Source organism: Clostridium neonatale (assembly GCF_001458595.1).
Classification (GTDB): domain Bacteria; phylum Bacillota; class Clostridia; order Clostridiales; family Clostridiaceae; genus Clostridium; species Clostridium neonatale.
Map to the genome: position 1 here is coordinate 563500 of NZ_LN890327.1, position 18702 is coordinate 582201.

General features: G+C 27.9%; 19 protein-coding genes. 15 read left to right on the top strand and 4 right to left on the bottom strand.

Translation table 11 applies throughout. From position 1 onward, the window contains the following. Positions 1 to 33: 33 nt before the first annotated feature. The 12 genes from BN2920_RS05920 (at position 34) to BN2920_RS05970 (ending at position 12722) form a co-directional block, all read left to right on the top strand. A complete protein-coding gene (locus BN2920_RS05920) occupies positions 34 to 687 on the top strand; it encodes a CatA-like O-acetyltransferase, family 3 (RefSeq protein WP_058294091.1) in 654 nt (217 codons plus the stop codon). Positions 688 to 707: 20 nt separating this feature from the next. Next, complete coding sequence (locus tag BN2920_RS05925) at positions 708 to 1184, top strand: GNAT family N-acetyltransferase (protein ID WP_058294092.1); 477 nt, start codon at positions 708 to 710, stop codon at positions 1182 to 1184. A gap of 272 nt (positions 1185 to 1456) precedes the next feature. After that, on the top strand, positions 1457 to 2416 hold the full coding sequence (locus tag BN2920_RS05930) for a YkvA family protein (protein WP_058294093.1): 960 nt from the start codon (positions 1457 to 1459) through the stop codon (positions 2414 to 2416). Positions 2417 to 2435: 19 nt separating this feature from the next. Then, entirely contained in the window at positions 2436 to 3386 is a 951-nt protein-coding gene (locus tag BN2920_RS05935; protein ID WP_058294094.1) for a ribonuclease H1 domain-containing protein, read from the top strand. A gap of 77 nt (positions 3387 to 3463) precedes the next feature. Next, a complete protein-coding gene (locus tag BN2920_RS21250) occupies positions 3464 to 3637 on the top strand; it encodes a YtxH domain-containing protein (RefSeq protein WP_125149305.1) in 174 nt (57 codons plus the stop codon). Positions 3638 to 3951: 314 nt separating this feature from the next. Then, entirely contained in the window at positions 3952 to 5259 is a 1308-nt protein-coding gene (locus tag BN2920_RS05940; protein ID WP_058294095.1) for a helix-turn-helix domain-containing protein, read from the top strand. Positions 5260 to 5272: 13 nt separating this feature from the next. After that, complete coding sequence (locus tag BN2920_RS05945; RefSeq protein WP_058294096.1) at positions 5273 to 6112, top strand: helix-turn-helix transcriptional regulator; 840 nt, start codon at positions 5273 to 5275, stop codon at positions 6110 to 6112. Between the two features lie 156 nt (positions 6113 to 6268). Next, complete coding sequence (locus tag BN2920_RS05950; protein WP_058294097.1) at positions 6269 to 7750, top strand: flotillin family protein; 1482 nt, start codon at positions 6269 to 6271, stop codon at positions 7748 to 7750. 438 nt (positions 7751 to 8188) lie between these two features. After that, the gene (gene clpB, locus BN2920_RS05955) at positions 8189 to 10798 is read left to right on the top strand and encodes an ATP-dependent chaperone ClpB (protein WP_058294098.1); all 2610 of its coding nucleotides are present in this window, start codon (positions 8189 to 8191) and stop codon (positions 10796 to 10798) included. 447 nt (positions 10799 to 11245) lie between these two features. Continuing rightward, a complete protein-coding gene (locus BN2920_RS05960; protein ID WP_058294099.1) occupies positions 11246 to 11707 on the top strand; it encodes a hypothetical protein in 462 nt (153 codons plus the stop codon). A gap of 185 nt (positions 11708 to 11892) precedes the next feature. After that, positions 11893 to 12324 carry a MarR family winged helix-turn-helix transcriptional regulator gene (locus tag BN2920_RS05965; protein ID WP_058294100.1) on the top strand — a complete coding sequence of 144 codons (432 nt, stop codon included), beginning with the start codon at positions 11893 to 11895 and terminating at the stop codon, positions 12322 to 12324. 5 nt (positions 12325 to 12329) lie between these two features. After that, positions 12330 to 12722: an HsmA family protein gene (locus BN2920_RS05970; RefSeq protein WP_058294101.1), complete on the top strand. Its 393-nt coding sequence runs from the start codon at positions 12330 to 12332 to the stop codon at positions 12720 to 12722. A gap of 88 nt (positions 12723 to 12810) precedes the next feature. Here the strand turns inward: BN2920_RS05970 and BN2920_RS05975 are convergent, their stop codons facing one another. From BN2920_RS05975 to BN2920_RS05985, 3 genes are all read right to left on the bottom strand, one after another. Further along, complete coding sequence (locus BN2920_RS05975; protein WP_058294102.1) at positions 12811 to 12996, bottom strand: alpha/beta-type small acid-soluble spore protein; 186 nt, start codon at positions 12994 to 12996, stop codon at positions 12811 to 12813. 127 nt (positions 12997 to 13123) lie between these two features. Beyond that, positions 13124 to 13543: a Fur family transcriptional regulator gene (locus BN2920_RS05980; protein WP_058294103.1), complete on the bottom strand. Its 420-nt coding sequence runs from the start codon at positions 13541 to 13543 to the stop codon at positions 13124 to 13126. A gap of 76 nt (positions 13544 to 13619) precedes the next feature. Further along, positions 13620 to 14171 carry a manganese efflux pump MntP gene (locus tag BN2920_RS05985; protein ID WP_058294104.1) on the bottom strand — a complete coding sequence of 184 codons (552 nt, stop codon included), beginning with the start codon at positions 14169 to 14171 and terminating at the stop codon, positions 13620 to 13622. A gap of 261 nt (positions 14172 to 14432) precedes the next feature. Here BN2920_RS05985 and BN2920_RS05990 point away from each other — a divergent pair, with 261 nt between their 5' ends. After that, positions 14433 to 15650, top strand: coding sequence for a 6-phosphofructokinase (locus tag BN2920_RS05990; RefSeq protein ID WP_058294105.1), 1218 nt, complete (start codon positions 14433 to 14435; stop codon positions 15648 to 15650). Between the two features lie 86 nt (positions 15651 to 15736). Here the strand turns inward: BN2920_RS05990 and BN2920_RS05995 are convergent, their stop codons facing one another. After that, on the bottom strand, positions 15737 to 17044 hold the full coding sequence (locus BN2920_RS05995; RefSeq protein WP_058294106.1) for an aminotransferase class V-fold PLP-dependent enzyme: 1308 nt from the start codon (positions 17042 to 17044) through the stop codon (positions 15737 to 15739). A 157-nt stretch (positions 17045 to 17201) separates the two neighbouring features. Between BN2920_RS05995 and BN2920_RS06000 the strand changes: the two genes are divergently transcribed. Further along, positions 17202 to 17867 (top strand): hypothetical protein, encoded by a 666-nt coding sequence (locus BN2920_RS06000; protein WP_058294107.1) that lies wholly within the window; start codon positions 17202 to 17204, stop codon positions 17865 to 17867. After that, positions 17867 to 18511 (top strand): DUF4397 domain-containing protein, encoded by a 645-nt coding sequence (locus tag BN2920_RS06005; RefSeq protein WP_058294108.1) that lies wholly within the window; start codon positions 17867 to 17869, stop codon positions 18509 to 18511. Before BN2920_RS06000 ends, BN2920_RS06005 begins: the two co-directional genes overlap by 1 nt. Positions 18512 to 18702: the final 191 nt, after the last annotated feature.

Genomic DNA, 18702 nt, shown 5'->3' on the forward strand with positions numbered 1-18702 from the left:
AGAAGATAGGAAATTATAAGGGGGAAAATAAACATGAATTATAAAGTAGTAGATATGGAAAAATATTATCGCAGGGGAGTTTATCGTCATTTTACAGAAGATTGTAAATGCTCTACATCAATTACAAGTAAGATTGATGTATCAAAGCTTATTGAATATTCTAAAAAAACAAACACAAAATTTTATATTAATTTTTTGTACATATTAGCAAAGGTTTTAAATTCCAGGGAAGATTATAGAATGCAGTATTTGTATGATAAACAGCAACTAATTGTATTTGATAAAATTAATCCTGCTAATTATATTTTTCATGAAGATACAGAGACATGTACAGTTGTTTATACAGAATATTTTGAGGAATATGAAAAGTTCTATAATTCTTGTGTGGCGGAAATTGGAAAAGCAAAGAAAACAAGAGAGTATGGATTAGATCCTGAAAATCATCCAAATTATTTTGATGCTTCATATATTTCATGGCTTTCTTATGAATCACTAAATGTTGAATTGCCAGATGGATATCTATATTTTCTTCCAATTATAAATTGGGGAAAGTATAGGGAGGAAAATGGAAAATTCTTGATGCCTGTTAGTGTGAGATTAAATCATGCAGTGGCAGATGGATATTTGAATGCAAAAGTGTTCATGTTATTAGAAAAAGAAATAAATTCTTTATCGTTGAGTTCATAGTAGGAAAAGGGGGGAGCATAATGAGAGCTATAAGAAAAGATTTATTAGATTTTAAATCATATGAATTTAGAATAATTACCAATAAAGAAGAGTTATGGAATAAAGTAGCTGATTTTGCCCAAAATTGTTCATGGAAAGCGGGAAAATCTCTTGCACAAAAAATACTTGAAAGCAAATTCGAAGAGTGGGAAAGAGTTATTGTTGCTATTGAGAATGAAAATATAGCGGGATTTTGTAGTTTTACTAAAAAAGATAGTATTGAAGATATGGAATATACTCCATATATAGGATATATGTTTGTTAGCGAATTATATAGAGGAGAACGATTAAGTGAGGGGTTAATCAGAGTGGCGATTAATTATGCTAAAAAAATTGGTTTTAATGAAGTATATATTGTGAGTGGAGAAATAGGACTCTATGAAAAGTATGGATTTGTTAAAATTGATGAAAAATATCATAATGGCAGCATGGAACAAATATTTGTAAAGAAATTTTGATAAAATATTATTTATAAAAAATCAAAAATAATTTTATATTAATCTTTAAAATTTGAGTTTATAGATTCAAAATTTGCATTTTATAAGTGTAGATGATAAGTAAAATATTACATAACCATCTACACTTATTTTTTTATTCTTTTATCTTTCTAATAAATAATGTATACTTTTATCATGCATATGCTAATGGTAATTTAATGAAGATATAAGTGTTAAGAAGATATATGTGTTAATATGTAATTTTAATTGTAGTGTAAGATGGGGGAATAAAAATGAACATATCACAAGTTAATGTTAAATTAACTGGACAAGATATTTTAAGTATAATAAATGAATTTATTAATATCGATGGATTAAATTTAGAAAAGATAATAATTGAGGATGGGATAATTCTTGAAGGAAGTTTTCATAAAGGAATTACTATAAATTTTTCAGCTAAAGCAGAAATAGTAGAATGTGAAAATAATAAAATATTTGTAAGGCTTGCAAAAGTTAAAATCTTAAAACTTGGTGTTTTTAGAATTTTACGAAGTTTTGCATTAAAGCAACTAACAAAGATTTGTGAACAATTTGGAATAACAAATGAAAAAGAAGTCGCTGTAATAGATATAAATAAGGTATTAAAAGATGTTCCTTATGTGAATATTAATATAGATGATATATATATAAAGAAAAATGAAGTTTATGTTGAAGTGAATAATGTTGAGGTATCAATAGCAGGCACATTGATTAAAAAAGTTGAAGATGAAGAAGTCAATGAAGAGGAAAAGTCAGAAGTAGATTTAGAAAGCATTAAAAAAGTTAAAGATAATTATTCTAAGGGAAGAGAAATTTTAAAGAATAAGATGTCTGATAATGGAAAGAAATATAGTGATTACATATTTGTATTGCCGGATATAGTTACATTAATATATAGGCTTCTTAAGGATAAAAATGTACCTGTAAGAACTAAAGTTATAATATCAGCAGCAATTGCTTATGTTACAGTTCCAACAGATATGATACCTGATAGAATACCACTAATAGGTAAGATTGATGATGTTGCAGTAGTATTTTTTGCCTTAAATAGAATAGTTAAGGATGTTCCATTAGAAATTATTGTAGAAAATTGGGAAGGAAATAATGATATACTTCTGGTTCTTACTAGTGGATTAGATTATTTAATTAATTTTACAAAAGCTAAAAATGTAGAGAGCCTTTATAATGTAATATCAGAATTATCAACATTATAAAATGTGAAAGGAAAATATCATGGGAAAGAAAGTTTATGCAATTCAATATGGATTTGATTTTGATAATAATAAAAAAATAGAAAATGAAATAGTAAATACATGGTCAGAATGCTTAAAGTATGTTAAAGGTGTAAAGGGAGCAAAATATAAAAGTTTTGAAGATTTAGAAGAAGCAAAAGCATATCTAAATGAAGGAAATAGAATGCTTAAAAAATGTGACAATACCTATCCAAAAGACTGTCTTCATATTTATGTAGATGGAAGTTATAATTCAACGAGTAATAAATACTCTTATGGTGTGGTTGCTGTAAGAGATAATGTTGTTGAATATATAGAAAGTGGAAGTGATAATAGTGATTCAGAAAATAATATAAGACAGATTGCAGGAGAACTCCAAGGGGCATTTAAAGCCTTAGAATATGCAGTTAATAAAAATGAGAAAAAACTTGTATTATTTCATGATTATGAAGGAATAGCTCATCACGCAACAGGAGCATGGCAAAGAAAAGAAGTTTCTTCAGAAAAGTATTATAATGATATGCAAAAGCTTATGAATACGGGGATTGATGTTATTTTTGTAAAAGTAGATAGTCACACCGGTGATTTATTTAATGAATTGGTAGATGAAAAGTGTAAAGAATGTTTAGGAATACCTTCTGATAGAATGGTCGAAAAACATCTTTCTAAAAATAAAATATATGTGAGCGATGTTAAAGTGAAAAATGAAATTTTAGCTATTGCACCTAATGGTAACAAAAATATATGTATAGCTGGTGAAAACAGTAAAATAGACACAGATGAAGATATCATAACAAATGAAGTTTCTGAGCATGATGAAGAAAAAGAGAAGTTTGAAAATATATTAAATGTGTATAAAGTGGATAAGGAACAAGGGGAAAAGATAATATCAAAACTTTTAAGTAAGGAAAAAGAAAGATTTATATTTTATTTGCTAGAAGATAAAATGTAAAAGAATTTAGCATGAATAACTTTTTTAATAATACATAACATACATATATAAAAAATAATTTTAAAGTAGGTGTTGTTATGGGAAGATTTATTAAAGGAATGGCTGCAGGGGTATTAATTGGAGTTGCAGTTGAAATGATGATGTTACCAAATTGCGATAGAAGAACTAGAAGAAGAATGAAAAGAGCGGGAGAAAAGATGAGATCTATGATGGAAGATACGTATGATGGAATGCAAAATTTTATAAGATAACTGAATATATTTTAAAGTAAAAAAGAAGATGAAAAATTGTTTATTAATGAGTGATTTTGCATCTTCTTTTTATATATATAATCAAATAAATATATTATAGAATAATAAATTCTAATAATTAGATTATAAAAATATATGATTAAAAATGTATTAGATAATAATTAATAGTAATTATTATGAATAATTGAATAAAAAAAGAAAAAAATTAGTAAAATATATATTTTTTTATGCAGTATTTTATAAATTTATGTTATAATCTAAGTAAAATTACATTAACCAATTAAATAATTTGTTGAATAGAGAAGGATGTATAAATGGAGATACTATCATTAGGGGAAAAGATTAAAAGAAAAAGAAAACAAATGAATATGACTTTAAAAGACTTGGCTAAAGATAGGATAACACCCGGACAAATCAGCTTAGTTGAATCTGGTCGGTCTAATCCTTCAGTTGATCTTCTTGAATATTTAGCAGATTCGCTAGATACTACGGTTGAATATTTAATGGAATCAGAAGAGAGCCAAGCTGAAAAGATTAGTATTTACTATGAACAAATAGGTGAAGCATGCATTCTACAAGGGGACTATGAAAAAGGACAAAGATACATAGATAATGCTTTATATTATTCTGAAAAGTATAACTTAGAGTATAGAAAAGCTAAAATATTATTTATTACAGCAAAGTCATATATGATAAAAAAAGATTTTCCTATGGCTCAAAAGTTTTTTTTATCATCCAATGTAATATTTGTAAAAAACAATAATTATGAGGAAATAATAAAAACTTTCATTAATCTAGCTAATATAGCATTAGAGTTACGAGCATATCATTCTGCAAGCAGTTACTTAAAACAAGCGGAAAAAGTATATGTGGATAATGAAGTTATTGATGATTTATTAATAGGAGAAATTCATTATAACCTTGCAAGAACATACTTTGATATAGAAGATATGGAGAATGCCTTAAAATATTCATATTTAGCTAAAGATAAGTTTGAGCAAATGTATAATGATAAAGAGTATGCAAAAAACTTATTTTATCTTGCAGAAGAATTTAGCAAAAAAGGAGATCTAATTAATTCATTAAAATACTCTAAAAAATCATTAGAAGTATATAGGAAGATAGAACATAATAAAAATATAGTTGAAATTGAAAGAACACTTGGAGAACTATTTTATGAATTAGATGATTTAAATGAATCATTTAAACATTTTGATATTTCAAAAAATGTCGGTTATCAAAGCCGTGTAGGATCTATAAATGACACACTTATAGGAATCTGTAATAATTACTTAAAAGTGAAAGATATTAAAAAGTGCGAAGAAATTTTGATCAATATAGAAGATGTTTTAGATGAAAATGATATAGATAGAATCATTCAATGTAATTTGATTAGATATACTATATATAACATAGAAGGACAAGCAGATGAGGCAAAAGAAGTTTTAATAAATACATACTATATAGCTAAAGAAAATGGAAAATTAGCTAAGGCAGGAGAATTAGCTATGAGGGTTGGTAAATATTTCATAGATAGAAAAGATGAAGAACAAGCAACATATTATTTAAATGAAGGTATTAAATTATTTAATGAGTCAGAAAAAATAAAAACTAATAAGTAAATGGGTGATATATGTGGAAATACTATCTACTGGTGAAAAAATAAAGAGGGCTAGAATTTTTAAGGGCATTACCTTAAAGGAATTATGCCAAGATAAAATATCTATTGCTAAAATGAGCTGTATAGAAAATGGGAAAGTTAAGGCTGATAAAGAGTTATTGCAATACATTGCAGATAAAATAGAAATAGATGTTGATTATTTATTAGAAGATGTTTATGATCAGCTTTATAACAATCTAATAAGTCTAAGAAAAAATGTATCATGTTATGATGGTTCAGAAGAAAAATTAATAGATAATATAGAGTATGCAATTAAGTATGAATATTTTGATTTAGCATTTGAATTAATGCACATTTTATTTTCTTGTTATGTTGAGGAAAATAAAGTAGAAAAAATTCAGCTTATTGTATCACAATATTATGATTTATTCGTAGGTGAAACAGAAAAAGCAATACAAGAAATAACCGAAGGAATAAAAATATTCCCAAAAGACAATAATGAAAGACATGTAGAATTTTTGAATTATTGTATAAAAATTTTAATTGATAACAATGAATATCAAATTGCTTATGATATTGCAGAAGAAGCTTTAAATATGGCAATAATTACTGATAATATTAGATTAATAGAAAAGTCATATTATTTAAAAGGAACTATACTTCAAAAAATGGATAGACTAAAGGAAGCTGAAAGATATATGAATTTATCCTTAGATTCTTTATTTAAGTTTGGATCTAGAGAGGAAAGAAAAGACAGATATATAGATATGGCTAAGCTATATTATGAACTTGGTGATACTATTGATTCGTTGAAATATTTTAATTTAGCATTTGCAGTGGATAAAAAACTATAATTATATGTGAAAAGAAGACTATCTAATCTTAATGAAATTTATGGATAATCTTCTTTTATTTATATATTTTTAAGGTGAATTTAATTATTAAATCATAGAAAATAATATATAATTAATATAGTAATATTATTTTATAATGAATAAGGGGGCGTAAAAGTGGATAGTACTTTATCAAAAATTCTTGAATATGGACCTATAGTTTTATTGGTAATTATTTTATTAGCTATAATACTAGCCTTTTGGCGTAAGGTTCCAGCAGATAAGGCAATGGTTATTACAGGTCTTAAAAAGAGGGTGTTAACAGGAAAAGGTGGTTTTATAATCCCAATTCTTGAAACATGGTGTACAATTTCATTAGAAAATATATCTATGACAACAGATGTTAAAGAAGCACCATCTCAGCAAGGTATTTTTGTTGATGTAACAGGAACAGCGGTGGTAAAGGTTGAAAATAAAACAGAAAGTGTATATAAAGCAGTTGAACAATTTTGTAATGGAAATGCAAAGAATACCACTGTTGTTATAAGAGCAATGGTAGAGCCAGTTCTTGAAGGCCGCTTAAGAGGGATAGTATCAACAATGACTGTGGAACAAATTAATAATGATCGTTCTGCATTCGAAAAAAAAGTTGAAGAAGATATAAAAAGAGAACTTGGAGAAATGGGTTTGCAATTAATTTCTTATTCTATCTTGCAAATATCAACACAAGGTGGATACTTGGAAAATAGAGCTAGACCACAAGTTGCTCAATCTAAAGCGGACGCAGAAGTTGCAGAAGCAGAAAGAAAAAGAGACACTGATATCAAAACTGCTGAGGCAATAAGAGAAGGTGAAAAGGTTAAACTTTCAGCAGATACTGAAATTGCAGCAGCAGAAAGAGATAAGAGAATAAGGGTTGAACAATTTAGAGCAGAACAAGATAGGGCTAAAGCAGAAGCGGATATTGCGTATAGTTTAAAAGAGATAGAAAAGCAATCAGAAGTAGAAAAAGAAAAAGCATTACTTGCTGAACAAGCAGCAATTAGAGTAGAAAAAGAACTTATAGCTAAAGTAGAAAAACCAGCTGATGCAGAAAAGACAAAAATGGCAATATATGCGGATGCTAAAAAAATTCAAGCAATAAAAGAAGCAGAAGCTGAAGCAGAAAAAATAAGAATAGAAGCAATAGCCAAAGCAGAAGCAAAAAAGATAGAAGCTCAAGCAGAAGCAGAAGCTATAAGAGCTAAGGGACAAGCAGAAGCAGAAGCAATAAAGGCTAAAGGTATTGCAGAAGCAGAAGCTAAAGACAGATTAGCAGATGCTATGTCTAAGTACGGGGAAGCTGCAATAGCAGAGATGCTAATTTCAAGTCTTCCACAAATAATGGAACAAGTAGCTAAACCGATGAGTAATATTGATAAGATAACTGTCATTGATACTGGTGATGGAAAAGGTGGAGCATCTTCAATAGCTAAAACAGTAACGAATGTTGTAGGATCAGGGTTTGAAGTTTTAAAAGATTTAACAGGTCTTGATGTATCAGAAATATTGAAATCATATATAAAATCAAAAGAAAATGGTAAAGTGGATATGGATGAAATCGTAGAAGCTTTAAAAAATAAAGAGGTTAACAAGGAAAATACTTTTGATAAAGAATAAAGTTTAATACAAGTGAAATAAAGCTCTTAAGTTCTGCTGGCTTGCTATAAAAATAAAGCTACGAATTTAAATATCACTGATTGAAGCAAAACTGTTTGTTTTGATGAAAAAGAGGACAAACAATTTTAGAACAATCCATTGATGTAAAAGTTCTAAAGATTCATTTTTGAATGCAAGTAACTGCAGAGCATTAGAGCTTTATTTTTTTGTATTTATTAGGCAGTAATATGTCTAACTTCATTTATATTTAAAAAAATTATAAAAAATCTAAAATACACTTTGACTTTCTTTGACCTTTGTATTATTATATATGTATAGAAATAAAGAAAATATCAAAAATATATTTAAGCAAATATATTAAATTATTTGGGAAAGATATATTTTGAATGCTTTATATTTAAGTATTGAATGTAGTTTATGTAAAAGGGAGGAAAGATTATGAATATTGATAAAATGACATTAAGAGTACAACAAGCATTAAGTGATGCTAATGCTACTGCTGTTAAGTACAATAATGCTCAAATAGATTTAATTCATCTTTTTTCTGCGCTTGTAGAACAAGAAGATGGATTAGTACCTAACATATTTACTAAGATGGGGGTAAATATGAAGGCATTATCTAGCTCAATAAATAGTGCCTTAGATAGCATGCCAAAGGTCACAGGAGAAGGTCTTGGTAATGTATATATAACAAGAAAAGTTGATGAAGCATTAATTAAAGCAGAAGAAATTTCTAAGAAATTCGAAGATTCATATATAAGTGTTGAACATTTGATGCTTGCTATTATGGATGTTGATAAAAATACAGAAGTTTCAAAAATATTAAAACAATACAATATAACAAAGGATAATTTTTTAAAAGTATTATCAGAAGTACGTGGAAGTCAAAGGGTTGAGACTCAAGATCCAGAAGGAACTTATGATGCACTTGCTAAATATGGTACTAATTTAGTTGAATTAGCTAAAAAGCATAAGTTAGATCCAGTTATAGGCAGAGATGAAGAAATAAGAAGAACCATAAGAATATTATCAAGAAGAACAAAAAATAATCCAGTTCTTATTGGTGAACCAGGTGTTGGTAAAACTGCAATAGTTGAAGGACTTGCAGAAAGAATAGTAAGAGGCGATGTGCCAGAAGGATTAAAAGATAAGATTATATTCTCATTGGATATGGGAGCATTAATTGCAGGTGCTAAATATAGAGGTGAATTTGAAGAAAGATTAAAAGCAGTACTTAAAGAAGTATCAAATAGTGAAGGAAGAATTCTATTATTTATAGATGAAATTCACACTATAGTAGGTGCAGGTAAAACTGATGGTGCAATGGATGCAGGTAATTTAATTAAGCCGCTTTTAGCAAGAGGAGAGCTTCATTGTTTAGGTGCTACAACTTTTGATGAATACAGACAATATATTGAAAAGGATAAAGCACTTGAAAGAAGATTCCAACCAGTTATTGTTGATGAACCAAGTGTAGAAGATACAATTGCAATACTTAGAGGATTAAAAGAAAGATTCGAAATTCATCATGGAATAAGAATTCATGATTCAGCAATTGTAGCTGCTGCAAAACTTTCTGATAGATATATTCAAGATAGATTCATGCCAGATAAGGCAATTGATTTAATTGATGAAGCTGGTGCAATGATAAGATCAGAAATAGACTCTCTTCCAACAGAACTTGATGTTGTAAGAAGAAATATCTTCAAATTGGAAATAGAAAAAGAAGCATTGTCTAAAGAAAAAGACGAAGGTTCTATAAAGAGACTAAGTGATGTTGAAAAAGAATTAGCTGAACTTAAAGAAAAAAATGATGAAATGACTGCTAAATATACAAAGGAAAAAGAAAATATTACAGCTATAAAAACTTTAAAGAGCAAATTGGATGAAGCTAGAGGAGAAATAGAAGCAGCTCAAAGGAATTTTGACTATAATAAGGTAGCAGAGATTCAATATAGCATAATTCCAAAACTTGAAGAAGAGATAAAGCAAAAAGAATCAGAGACAAAAGAAAACTATGAAGGCGCTTTATTAAAAGAAGAAGTAACAGAAGAAGAAGTTTCAGCTGTACTTTCTAAGTGGACTGGAATTCCTGTTTCAAGACTACTTGAAGGTGAAAGAGAAAAATTATTAAGACTTGAAGACGATATGAGTCAAAGAGTAATAGGCCAAGGAGAAGCAGTTGAAGCTGTAACTAATGCTATTTTAAGAGCAAGAGCTGGACTTAAAGATGTAAATAGGCCAATTGGTTCATTTATTTTTTTAGGACCTACAGGTGTAGGTAAAACTGAACTTGCTAAAACATTAGCTAGAAACCTATTCGATTCAGAAGAAAACATTATACGTATTGATATGTCAGAATATATGGAGAAGCATGCTGTTTCAAGATTAGTTGGAGCGCCTCCAGGATATGTTGGATATGATGAAGGTGGTCAGTTAACTGAAGCTGTAAGACGTAATCCATATAGTGTAATATTATTTGATGAAATTGAAAAGGCACATGAAGATGTATTTAATATATTTCTTCAAATTTTAGATGATGGAAGACTTACAGATAATAAAGGTAAGACAGTAGATTTTAAAAATACAATAATTATTATGACATCTAATATTGGAAGTCAATATTTATTGGAGAATAACAATGAAGATGCTGTTCAGCCTGAAATAAAAGATAAGGTAATGAATGAGTTAAAACTAAGATTTAAACCAGAATTTTTAAACAGAGTTGATGATATAATTATGTTTAAACCATTATCTGAATCTGGAATTAAGAAGATTATCGATATCTTCTTAAAAGATGTTTCAAGAAGATTAAAAGAAAAGAATATTGAAATTGAAGTTACAGATGCAGCAAAGACTATAATGGCAAATGAAGGCTATGATGTAGTTTATGGAGCAAGACCTTTAAAGAGATATATTCAAAATACTTTAGAGAATAGACTTGCAAGGATGATAATTAGGGGAGACATTAATTATGGATCTAAAGTAAGGATTGATGGGGGAGGTGATGAAATCACAATTACACCAGTTCTTATGCCAGTTGAATAATAAAAGTAATTAGGCAGGAAATGTATTGTTTCCTGCTTTTTTATTCTTTAGGAAATTATATTGATGGACAATCTGTGGAGGAGGTACCCCTTGAGGGTATAAACTGTTTTGAAAAATATTGCAATAAACTAATGTCATTTAACCTAAAGAATAAAAAAATAAAATATATGCGCCTGGCCTTTTCTTCGGTAAGCTCAGAAAATCCAGAATGCGCTGAAAAAATCGACGGCTAAAGGATTTTTTGAATTTAAGTTACTGTATTCTATTGGATTTATATTTTATGGGGGATTATATCATAGTCGCCTTGGCGATTTTTTTATTAAAATTTAAAGATATATTGGAATTTTATATTGACTAAATGAAATTTTAAGCATAAAATAGTTTGCATAGAAACTAATTAGTTTCTATGCAAACTATTTTATGCTTAACTTTATAGGAGATGATAATATGAAAAATTTAATTAAATATACACCAAAAGTAGAAAAGAGGACTTTACTTTTAATAGCAGGAATAGTATGGGGATTTGCTGGCTTTAGAGTATTAACTTCAGGCTTAGGAGACGTAAAAATTAATAATGGCAACTGGATTATTAGCATAGCTTCTGGAAGTATAGTATTTTATATGTTTTTCAAATTTATATTTAGTAAAATGTTTAAAAAGCATACAAGAAGGATTATAAACAGCAGCTTAGAAAAGCATTGTGTATTTTCATTTTTTGATTTTAAAAGCTATTTCATAATGAGTTTTATGATTTTCTTAGGTATTACAGTTAGAAATATAGGAGTATTTAATCCAGTATATGTAGGAGACTTTTATATGGGACTTGGCTTAGCACTATTTATGGCAGGAGTATTATTCTTATTAAGCTCAATAAAATTTACTGATACAAAGTTAAAATATAGTAATTAGTTTTTGGGGGAAATTAACAACATGAAACTAAATCAGCACCAATTAAATATCTAATCATTATTAGAATTTAATTGTTTAATAGTTTTAAGGACGGTTAGAGTACAAGATAGGAAAATTATTAAATAACAGAAGTAAAATTAAGATGAAATATAATAAAATTATTGAAGTAACAGGGGGAAGATTAGATGAGACAAGATTCTTTCGAGGTAGCAATGCTTATAAAGGAAATATATGCAAATACAATGGGCACAGTTAGTAAGAGTTTAAGAGAAAGTGGACTTACAAATCAACAGATCATGGTAATAAAGCTTATTGCTCATAATAAACAGGTTAATATTTCTCAATTGTGTGAAGAAATGTCTCTATCAAAAGGAACAATATCTGGAATAGTTGCAAGACTTGAAAAAGCAGATTATGTTAAAAAGATTAAAGATGAAAAGGACAAAAGAAACACATATGTTGCATTTTCAGATAAAGGATTTGAATTTGCAAAAAACTTTATAGAAGAAATCAATGGAAGTTTTGATAAGGTATTTGAAAATTTTACAGAAGAAGAAGTAAAGCAAGTAAAAGATGCTTTAACAAAATTAAGAAATAAAATAAAGGAGAACAAATAAATTATATGGATGGAAAATTAATTTTTGCAATAATAACAATAACATTAGCGTTAGTGTTTTATACAATAGGAGTATTTGGAGAAAGAAAGGCAAAAACTCTTAATAAAAATCATGTTATAATATTTTGGTTAGGATTAATATTTGATACAATAGGAACATTTACAATGGGAGAAATAGCAAAGTCAGGAATAGAAGTTATGAATCCTACAAGTCAAAGTATTCATGGAATCACAGGTGCCTTAGCAATAATATTAATGTTATTTCATGCAGGATGGGCAACATGGGTTTTATATAAAAATGATGAAAAGAAAAAAGATACTTTTCACAAATTTAGTATAACAGTATGGATTATTTGGTTAATACCATATTTTATAGGTATGTTTATCGGAATGTCTTAAAATATTTATAATAATATATATCATAAGTAAAAGAAAAGAGATAGCTTTAATAAGCTATCTCTCTATTTGGTACACTCTTTTGGAATCCTTATTTTATGCCAGATTCGTATTGTTGTACCATTCTCTTAACCATTTCTCCACCAACGCTTCCGCATTGTTTTGAAGTTAAGTTTCCATTGTAGTCACTAAATTGAACTCCCATTTCACTAGCTACTTCATTTTTGAATTTAGCTAATCCTTGTTTTGCTTCTGGTACTAATGATGAATTTGCCATAATGTATTCCTCCTTTGGAATGTAATATTTTTTGCTAAGCATCTTTGCTTTGCACTATTATTGTGTGCAGAGACAATAAATATAATCTATGAAATTGGAGGAATATATCCTATAAAAAGGAATTAAATTAATCATGTTTTTTATTTTTACAGTCTTTACATACGCCTCTAAGTTTTAGGTCATGTTCAGTTAAAGTAAATCCAGTTGTGTTTTTTACAGTCTCTTCTATCTGACTCATTGGACAAGGAATTTCTATCTCTTTATGACAAATATCACATTCTAGATAATGTCTATGAGTATTGCGTTTTAATCTATACGAAAATACTTTATCATCTTGGATTATTTTTTCGGTTATTTTTTTTTCATAAAATAATTCTAATGTTCTATATATTGTACTCAAATTTATATTTATATTGTTTTTAAGGTAAATTTGATATATATTTTCAGCAGATAAACTATTCTCAGACTTTGACAATATATTTAATATTTTAATACGTCCATTGGTCACTTTAAGACCTTTAATTTTTAAAAGTTCTTTTGGATCCATATTAATATCTCCTAACAATAAAATATTAAATATATTATAGCATATATGTAACATAAATATATAGGAGAAGGAATCATTAAAATAATAACATTTTTATTCCAAATCCTATAAGTGCTAATCCACCCAAGAAATTTGAATATTTAACAACATAATCAATTTTACGTATAAATCTGCATATAAAAAATGCCAATGTACATATAAACATTGTTATAAGACCTATAAAAACAGAATTAATAAATAGTGATAGACTTATTCCTTGACTATGGAAAGTGGTAAATCCTATAACAAGAGCATCAATACTAACTGATATACCTAATATTAATGATGTACTTTTTTTTATTAAAATGGTATTTTCTTTTTCTTTTATTCCATCAATTATCATAAGTATTCCAACTATAGCCATTATAATTCCTCCTATTACAGAAGGAATATTGGTTACATAAGTATCAAATAAATATCCTAAGCTTCCACCTATATATGTGAATAGAAATTGAAAAAAAGAAAATGATATTATATACATAATTTTATGTTTTGCATATAGACAATTATTTAAGCCAATTCCAAGTGTAACGCCGAATGCATCCATAGCCAATGCTATAGCAATTAAAATAAGATATTGAATTTCCATATAAAAATCCTTTCTAAAAAAATCTCTTACTTTAATAATAATTACGGAAATAAGAATATATGCCAAAATAAAATAAAAACTTATATTACTTAATAAAGAGCAGTATAATATAAAGCTTTAAAGAAAATAAATCTATTTTATAATAAAAAAACCCTTTATTTAAGTCTATTTTTATTGTATATTATTAAATAGAGTATATTTATTGCTAAATAGTATACGTTATTTAAAACTATTAGTGTAGCAAATATAAGGAGGATTTTCATGTCTAATTGTATAATAGCTCAATCAGGAGGACCTACAGCAGTAATTAATTCAAGTGTTGTAGGATTATTAAAAGGCAATAAGAAGATGAAAGCATTTGATAATGTATATGGTGGGTTAAATGGTATTGAAGGAATATTAGAAAGAAATATAATAAATCTTTCAGAAATTTCAGATGAAGAAATTTCATACTTTAGATTTACACCATCATCTGGACTTGGATCTTGTAGATATAAATTAAAAGATCCGGAAACCAATGAAGAAGAATATGATAGATTGATGAAAATATTCCATGAGTATGATATAAAAGCATTCTTTTATGTTGGTGGAAATGACTCAATGGATACAATAAATAAATTATCGAAGTATGCTAAGAAGAAAAATATAGATATTAAATTCATAGGAATTCCAAAAACAATTGATAATGATTTAATGTATACCGATCATACACCTGGTTTTGGAAGCGCAGCTAAATTTATAGGAACTACAGCAATAGAAACATATTTAGACTCTTCCGTATATACTAATAATGGGATATTTATATTAGAAACTATGGGTAGAGATACAGGATGGCTTGCAGCATCAGCTTGCCTTGCAAGAATTGATAATAAGCCTGTGGCAGACTTTATATATCTTCCAGAAGTAGTCTTTGATGAGGAAAAGTTCTTAAAAGATGTTAGAAAGAGATTTGAAGAAAATAATAAAGTATACATAGTGGTTTCAGAGGGAATAAGAAATAAAGATGGAAAGTTCATTTCTGAAATTGAATCTTCAACACAGGATAAATTTGGGCATGCACAATTAGGCGGAGTATGTAATTATTTAAAGAACATTATTATAGAAAATGGAATTACTAACAGAGTTAAGGCACTTGAACTTGGAATTTTACAACGTTGTTCAATGCATTGTGCTTCTGATATGGACTTAAAAGAAGCATATGATGTTGGTAAATGTGCATACCAGTATGCAGTTGATGGTGAAACAGGAAAAATGGTTGCAATTAATAGAACAAGTAATTTCTTATATGATGTTTCATATACGTTAGTTGATACAGAAAAAATAGCTAATCAAGTTAAATATTTTCCAAAAGAATGGATTAATGAAGAAGGAAACTTCGTTATGCAAGAAGCTTATGATTATTTTAAGCCATTAATTAAGAATATGCCCGAGTTAGCTTTTGAAGGAAACTTACCTAAATACAAAGTGTTTAATTTATAATAAACAGATAGGGAGATTATCATAATCGATTTTATTGATCAATTTGATGTATCTCCCTTTTAATATAATTAAATCAATATTTTTTGTTACTGAAATCTTCCATTACATATATCTTCTACAACATTTAAAAATACATGAACTTCTTTTATAGTATTATAAAGTCCAAAGCTTACTCTTATCATGCCAAGCATTTTTTCATCTGGATTTTTAAGAAAAGCTTTTGCTTCTTCTTCAGTAGCATTCATTAACCTTCTACAATAAGGGTGCGCACAAAACCAACCATGTCTAACTGAAATGCCCTTTCTCTTAGCTAAAATTTCAGCAACATCACGATGATACATATCTTTTATATTAAAAGTACATATTCCTAACCTGTCATCAAAGAATTCCGTATCACCATAATTAATAACTTTTGGGATACTACTTAGACCTTCTATGGTGGCTTTTAGTAGCTTGTCTTCGTGTTCTTCAATATAATCATAGCCAATGTCGTCTAAAACTTCTAAAGAATTAATCAATGACATAGTACCCAAAAAATTTGGCGTACCAGCTTCGTATCTTTCTGGTGGACCGAGATAAGTAATTTCATTATCTAGTACCAAATCAACTGTGCCGCCGCCTATATGATCAGGCTTACCTAAATCAAAATCTTTTTTTAATCCTATAATTACGCCAATTCCAAATGGAGAATATATTTTATGAGAAGAGAAGACTAAAAAATCAATTTGCTCATCTTTAGAATTACCACCAATATTGATTCTTCTATGTGGAACAAGCTGAGCTCCATCCACGATTAACTTGGCATTATATTTATGAACAATTTTTGCTATATAATGAATATCATTTATATAGCCTGTTACATTAGAAGCGCCAGTAAGTGATACATATTTTATTTTACCTAAGTTTTTCTTGAGTTTATCTTCTAATTCTTCTAATTTGAGTCTTCCATATTCATCAATTTCGATATAGTCTACCTTACCACGATTTCTCCATGGTAAATCATTTGAATGATGTTCCATTCTAGAACTTATAATAATCTCATCGTCATTATTTTGTGGTAGAATTTTTGAAAGTCTATTTATACCTTCAGTGGTGTTTTTTACTAAGACAACTGTATAGTCATCTTTATTTTTTATATTAAAGTAATTGATTAAAAAATTTCTAGCTTCATTATACAGATTAGTTGATATTTCAGCTTTTTGCCCAGCTCCTCTGCCAATGGAAGCATAAATTTTACTCATATCTTTTAGAACATTTATATTAGATTTAAAAGTTGGAGTAGTAGCAGCATTATCAAAGTTTATTCCATCTATGCATTCACCGTTACCATCGCAGACTTTTTCATTTAATCCAATAAATAAATCTCTGATGTTTCCTTTATTTTTTATCTTCATATGCATCTCCTCCAGTATATCTTATTCATAGAAGATATTTAATGTGATAATCTTAATCATATATTGTACTATATCATTTTATGATTTCATATTATTAAAGGGAACAAATAGCATTTTTACTCATATATTTATAAAGAATTTTAAAGGAGGGATTTAAATGAATATAGCAGATAAATATATGTCTCAAGTTAAGAATAAACAGTTTAGATTTATACCACCTAAATTTGATCAAAATTTATTTAGAAGTGATGAAGGTAGTATAATGGGAGGAAAAATTAATAATCCAGTAGATGAGAATTTGGAAAGTCCTAACTTATTTCCTAGTGAAACAAGTAAGGATCAATTATATTGCTACTATAATGAGATAGGTGAATGTTATAAAGGAAGCAATAAATCAAATACAAATATGAACCAAGGAGCAATGGGGAATACAGAAAATTTGGACTATAATCCAAGTTCTATGAGTGAATCAGGTGGTGAAAATCCAAGTTCCATGAGTTATACAGAAGAAGAAAGTACAAATTCTATGGGTGCTGGCAGAAGCGACATTGATAAGTATATACCAATGCAGCCAATAGTAAAAGTTCCATTACCATCAGAGATATTAAAAAACTTTGATTTAGAATTAAATGAAGAAACAGATCTTGATGAAAATAGAGGAGATGCAGAGGTAAATAGAATATTTTCAGAAATTGAAGCAAATAATCAAAATGTAATGAGTGCATTTTTTGATTATCAAATACCTTCTCCATTGGCAAAAGTGATTACAAAAAGGATAGTTAAGCTATCTTTACAATATTATAATAAGGAGGAAATGGAGTAATGATGTTATTTGATGATTCATTACCTAGGGTAAATGGAAAAGTAAGATTGTTACATGCTATTCCAGATGGACCAAATGTAGATGTATATTTTAATGGAAAACTTATATATTCTAATTTAGCTTTTGGGACTATAACTGAATATATATCAATACCAGCAGATAAATATAAGGTTCAATTATATAAAGCTGGGACAAAATCAAGACCATTAATAACAGAACCATCTGAGGTTCAACCAAATGGAGTTTATACAATTGCTGTGACCTATGAAAATGGTGAAATATCATTCTTTGTATTAGATGATACACATAATATAACCAATCCATTATTGTCATCAGTTAGATTTATAAATTTATCACCAGATTCTCCGCTTTTATCTTTAAGATTACCAGAAAATGTTGTTTTGTTCGATGAAGTATCATATCTTGAAACAAATGAATATTATCCTATATCTCCTGGAATTTATAATTTCTTGGTAGTAAGCGATGATGGATCATTTGCTAAGTATATTAGTAATATTAGGTTACGTAAGGCACAGTTCATAACAATATATATAATAGGATTATTCAATAAGAGACCACAGATAGGGTATGTTTTAGTTCAAGATGATACAATGAAAAATACAAGATTAATTTTGAATGCTTAATTATTAGGAGATGTATTCATCTCCTAATATAATAATATTTAGGCTAAACTTGAACATTACTTAAATATTATTATAAGGGAAGATAAGCTGTTTTATTAGAGAGAAAAATAGTATTAGCAATAAAATGAAGTCGTTAGAAAAAGAAGCCGGATTTAAGATATTTGATGAAGATGAAATAGACAAAGTAGAAA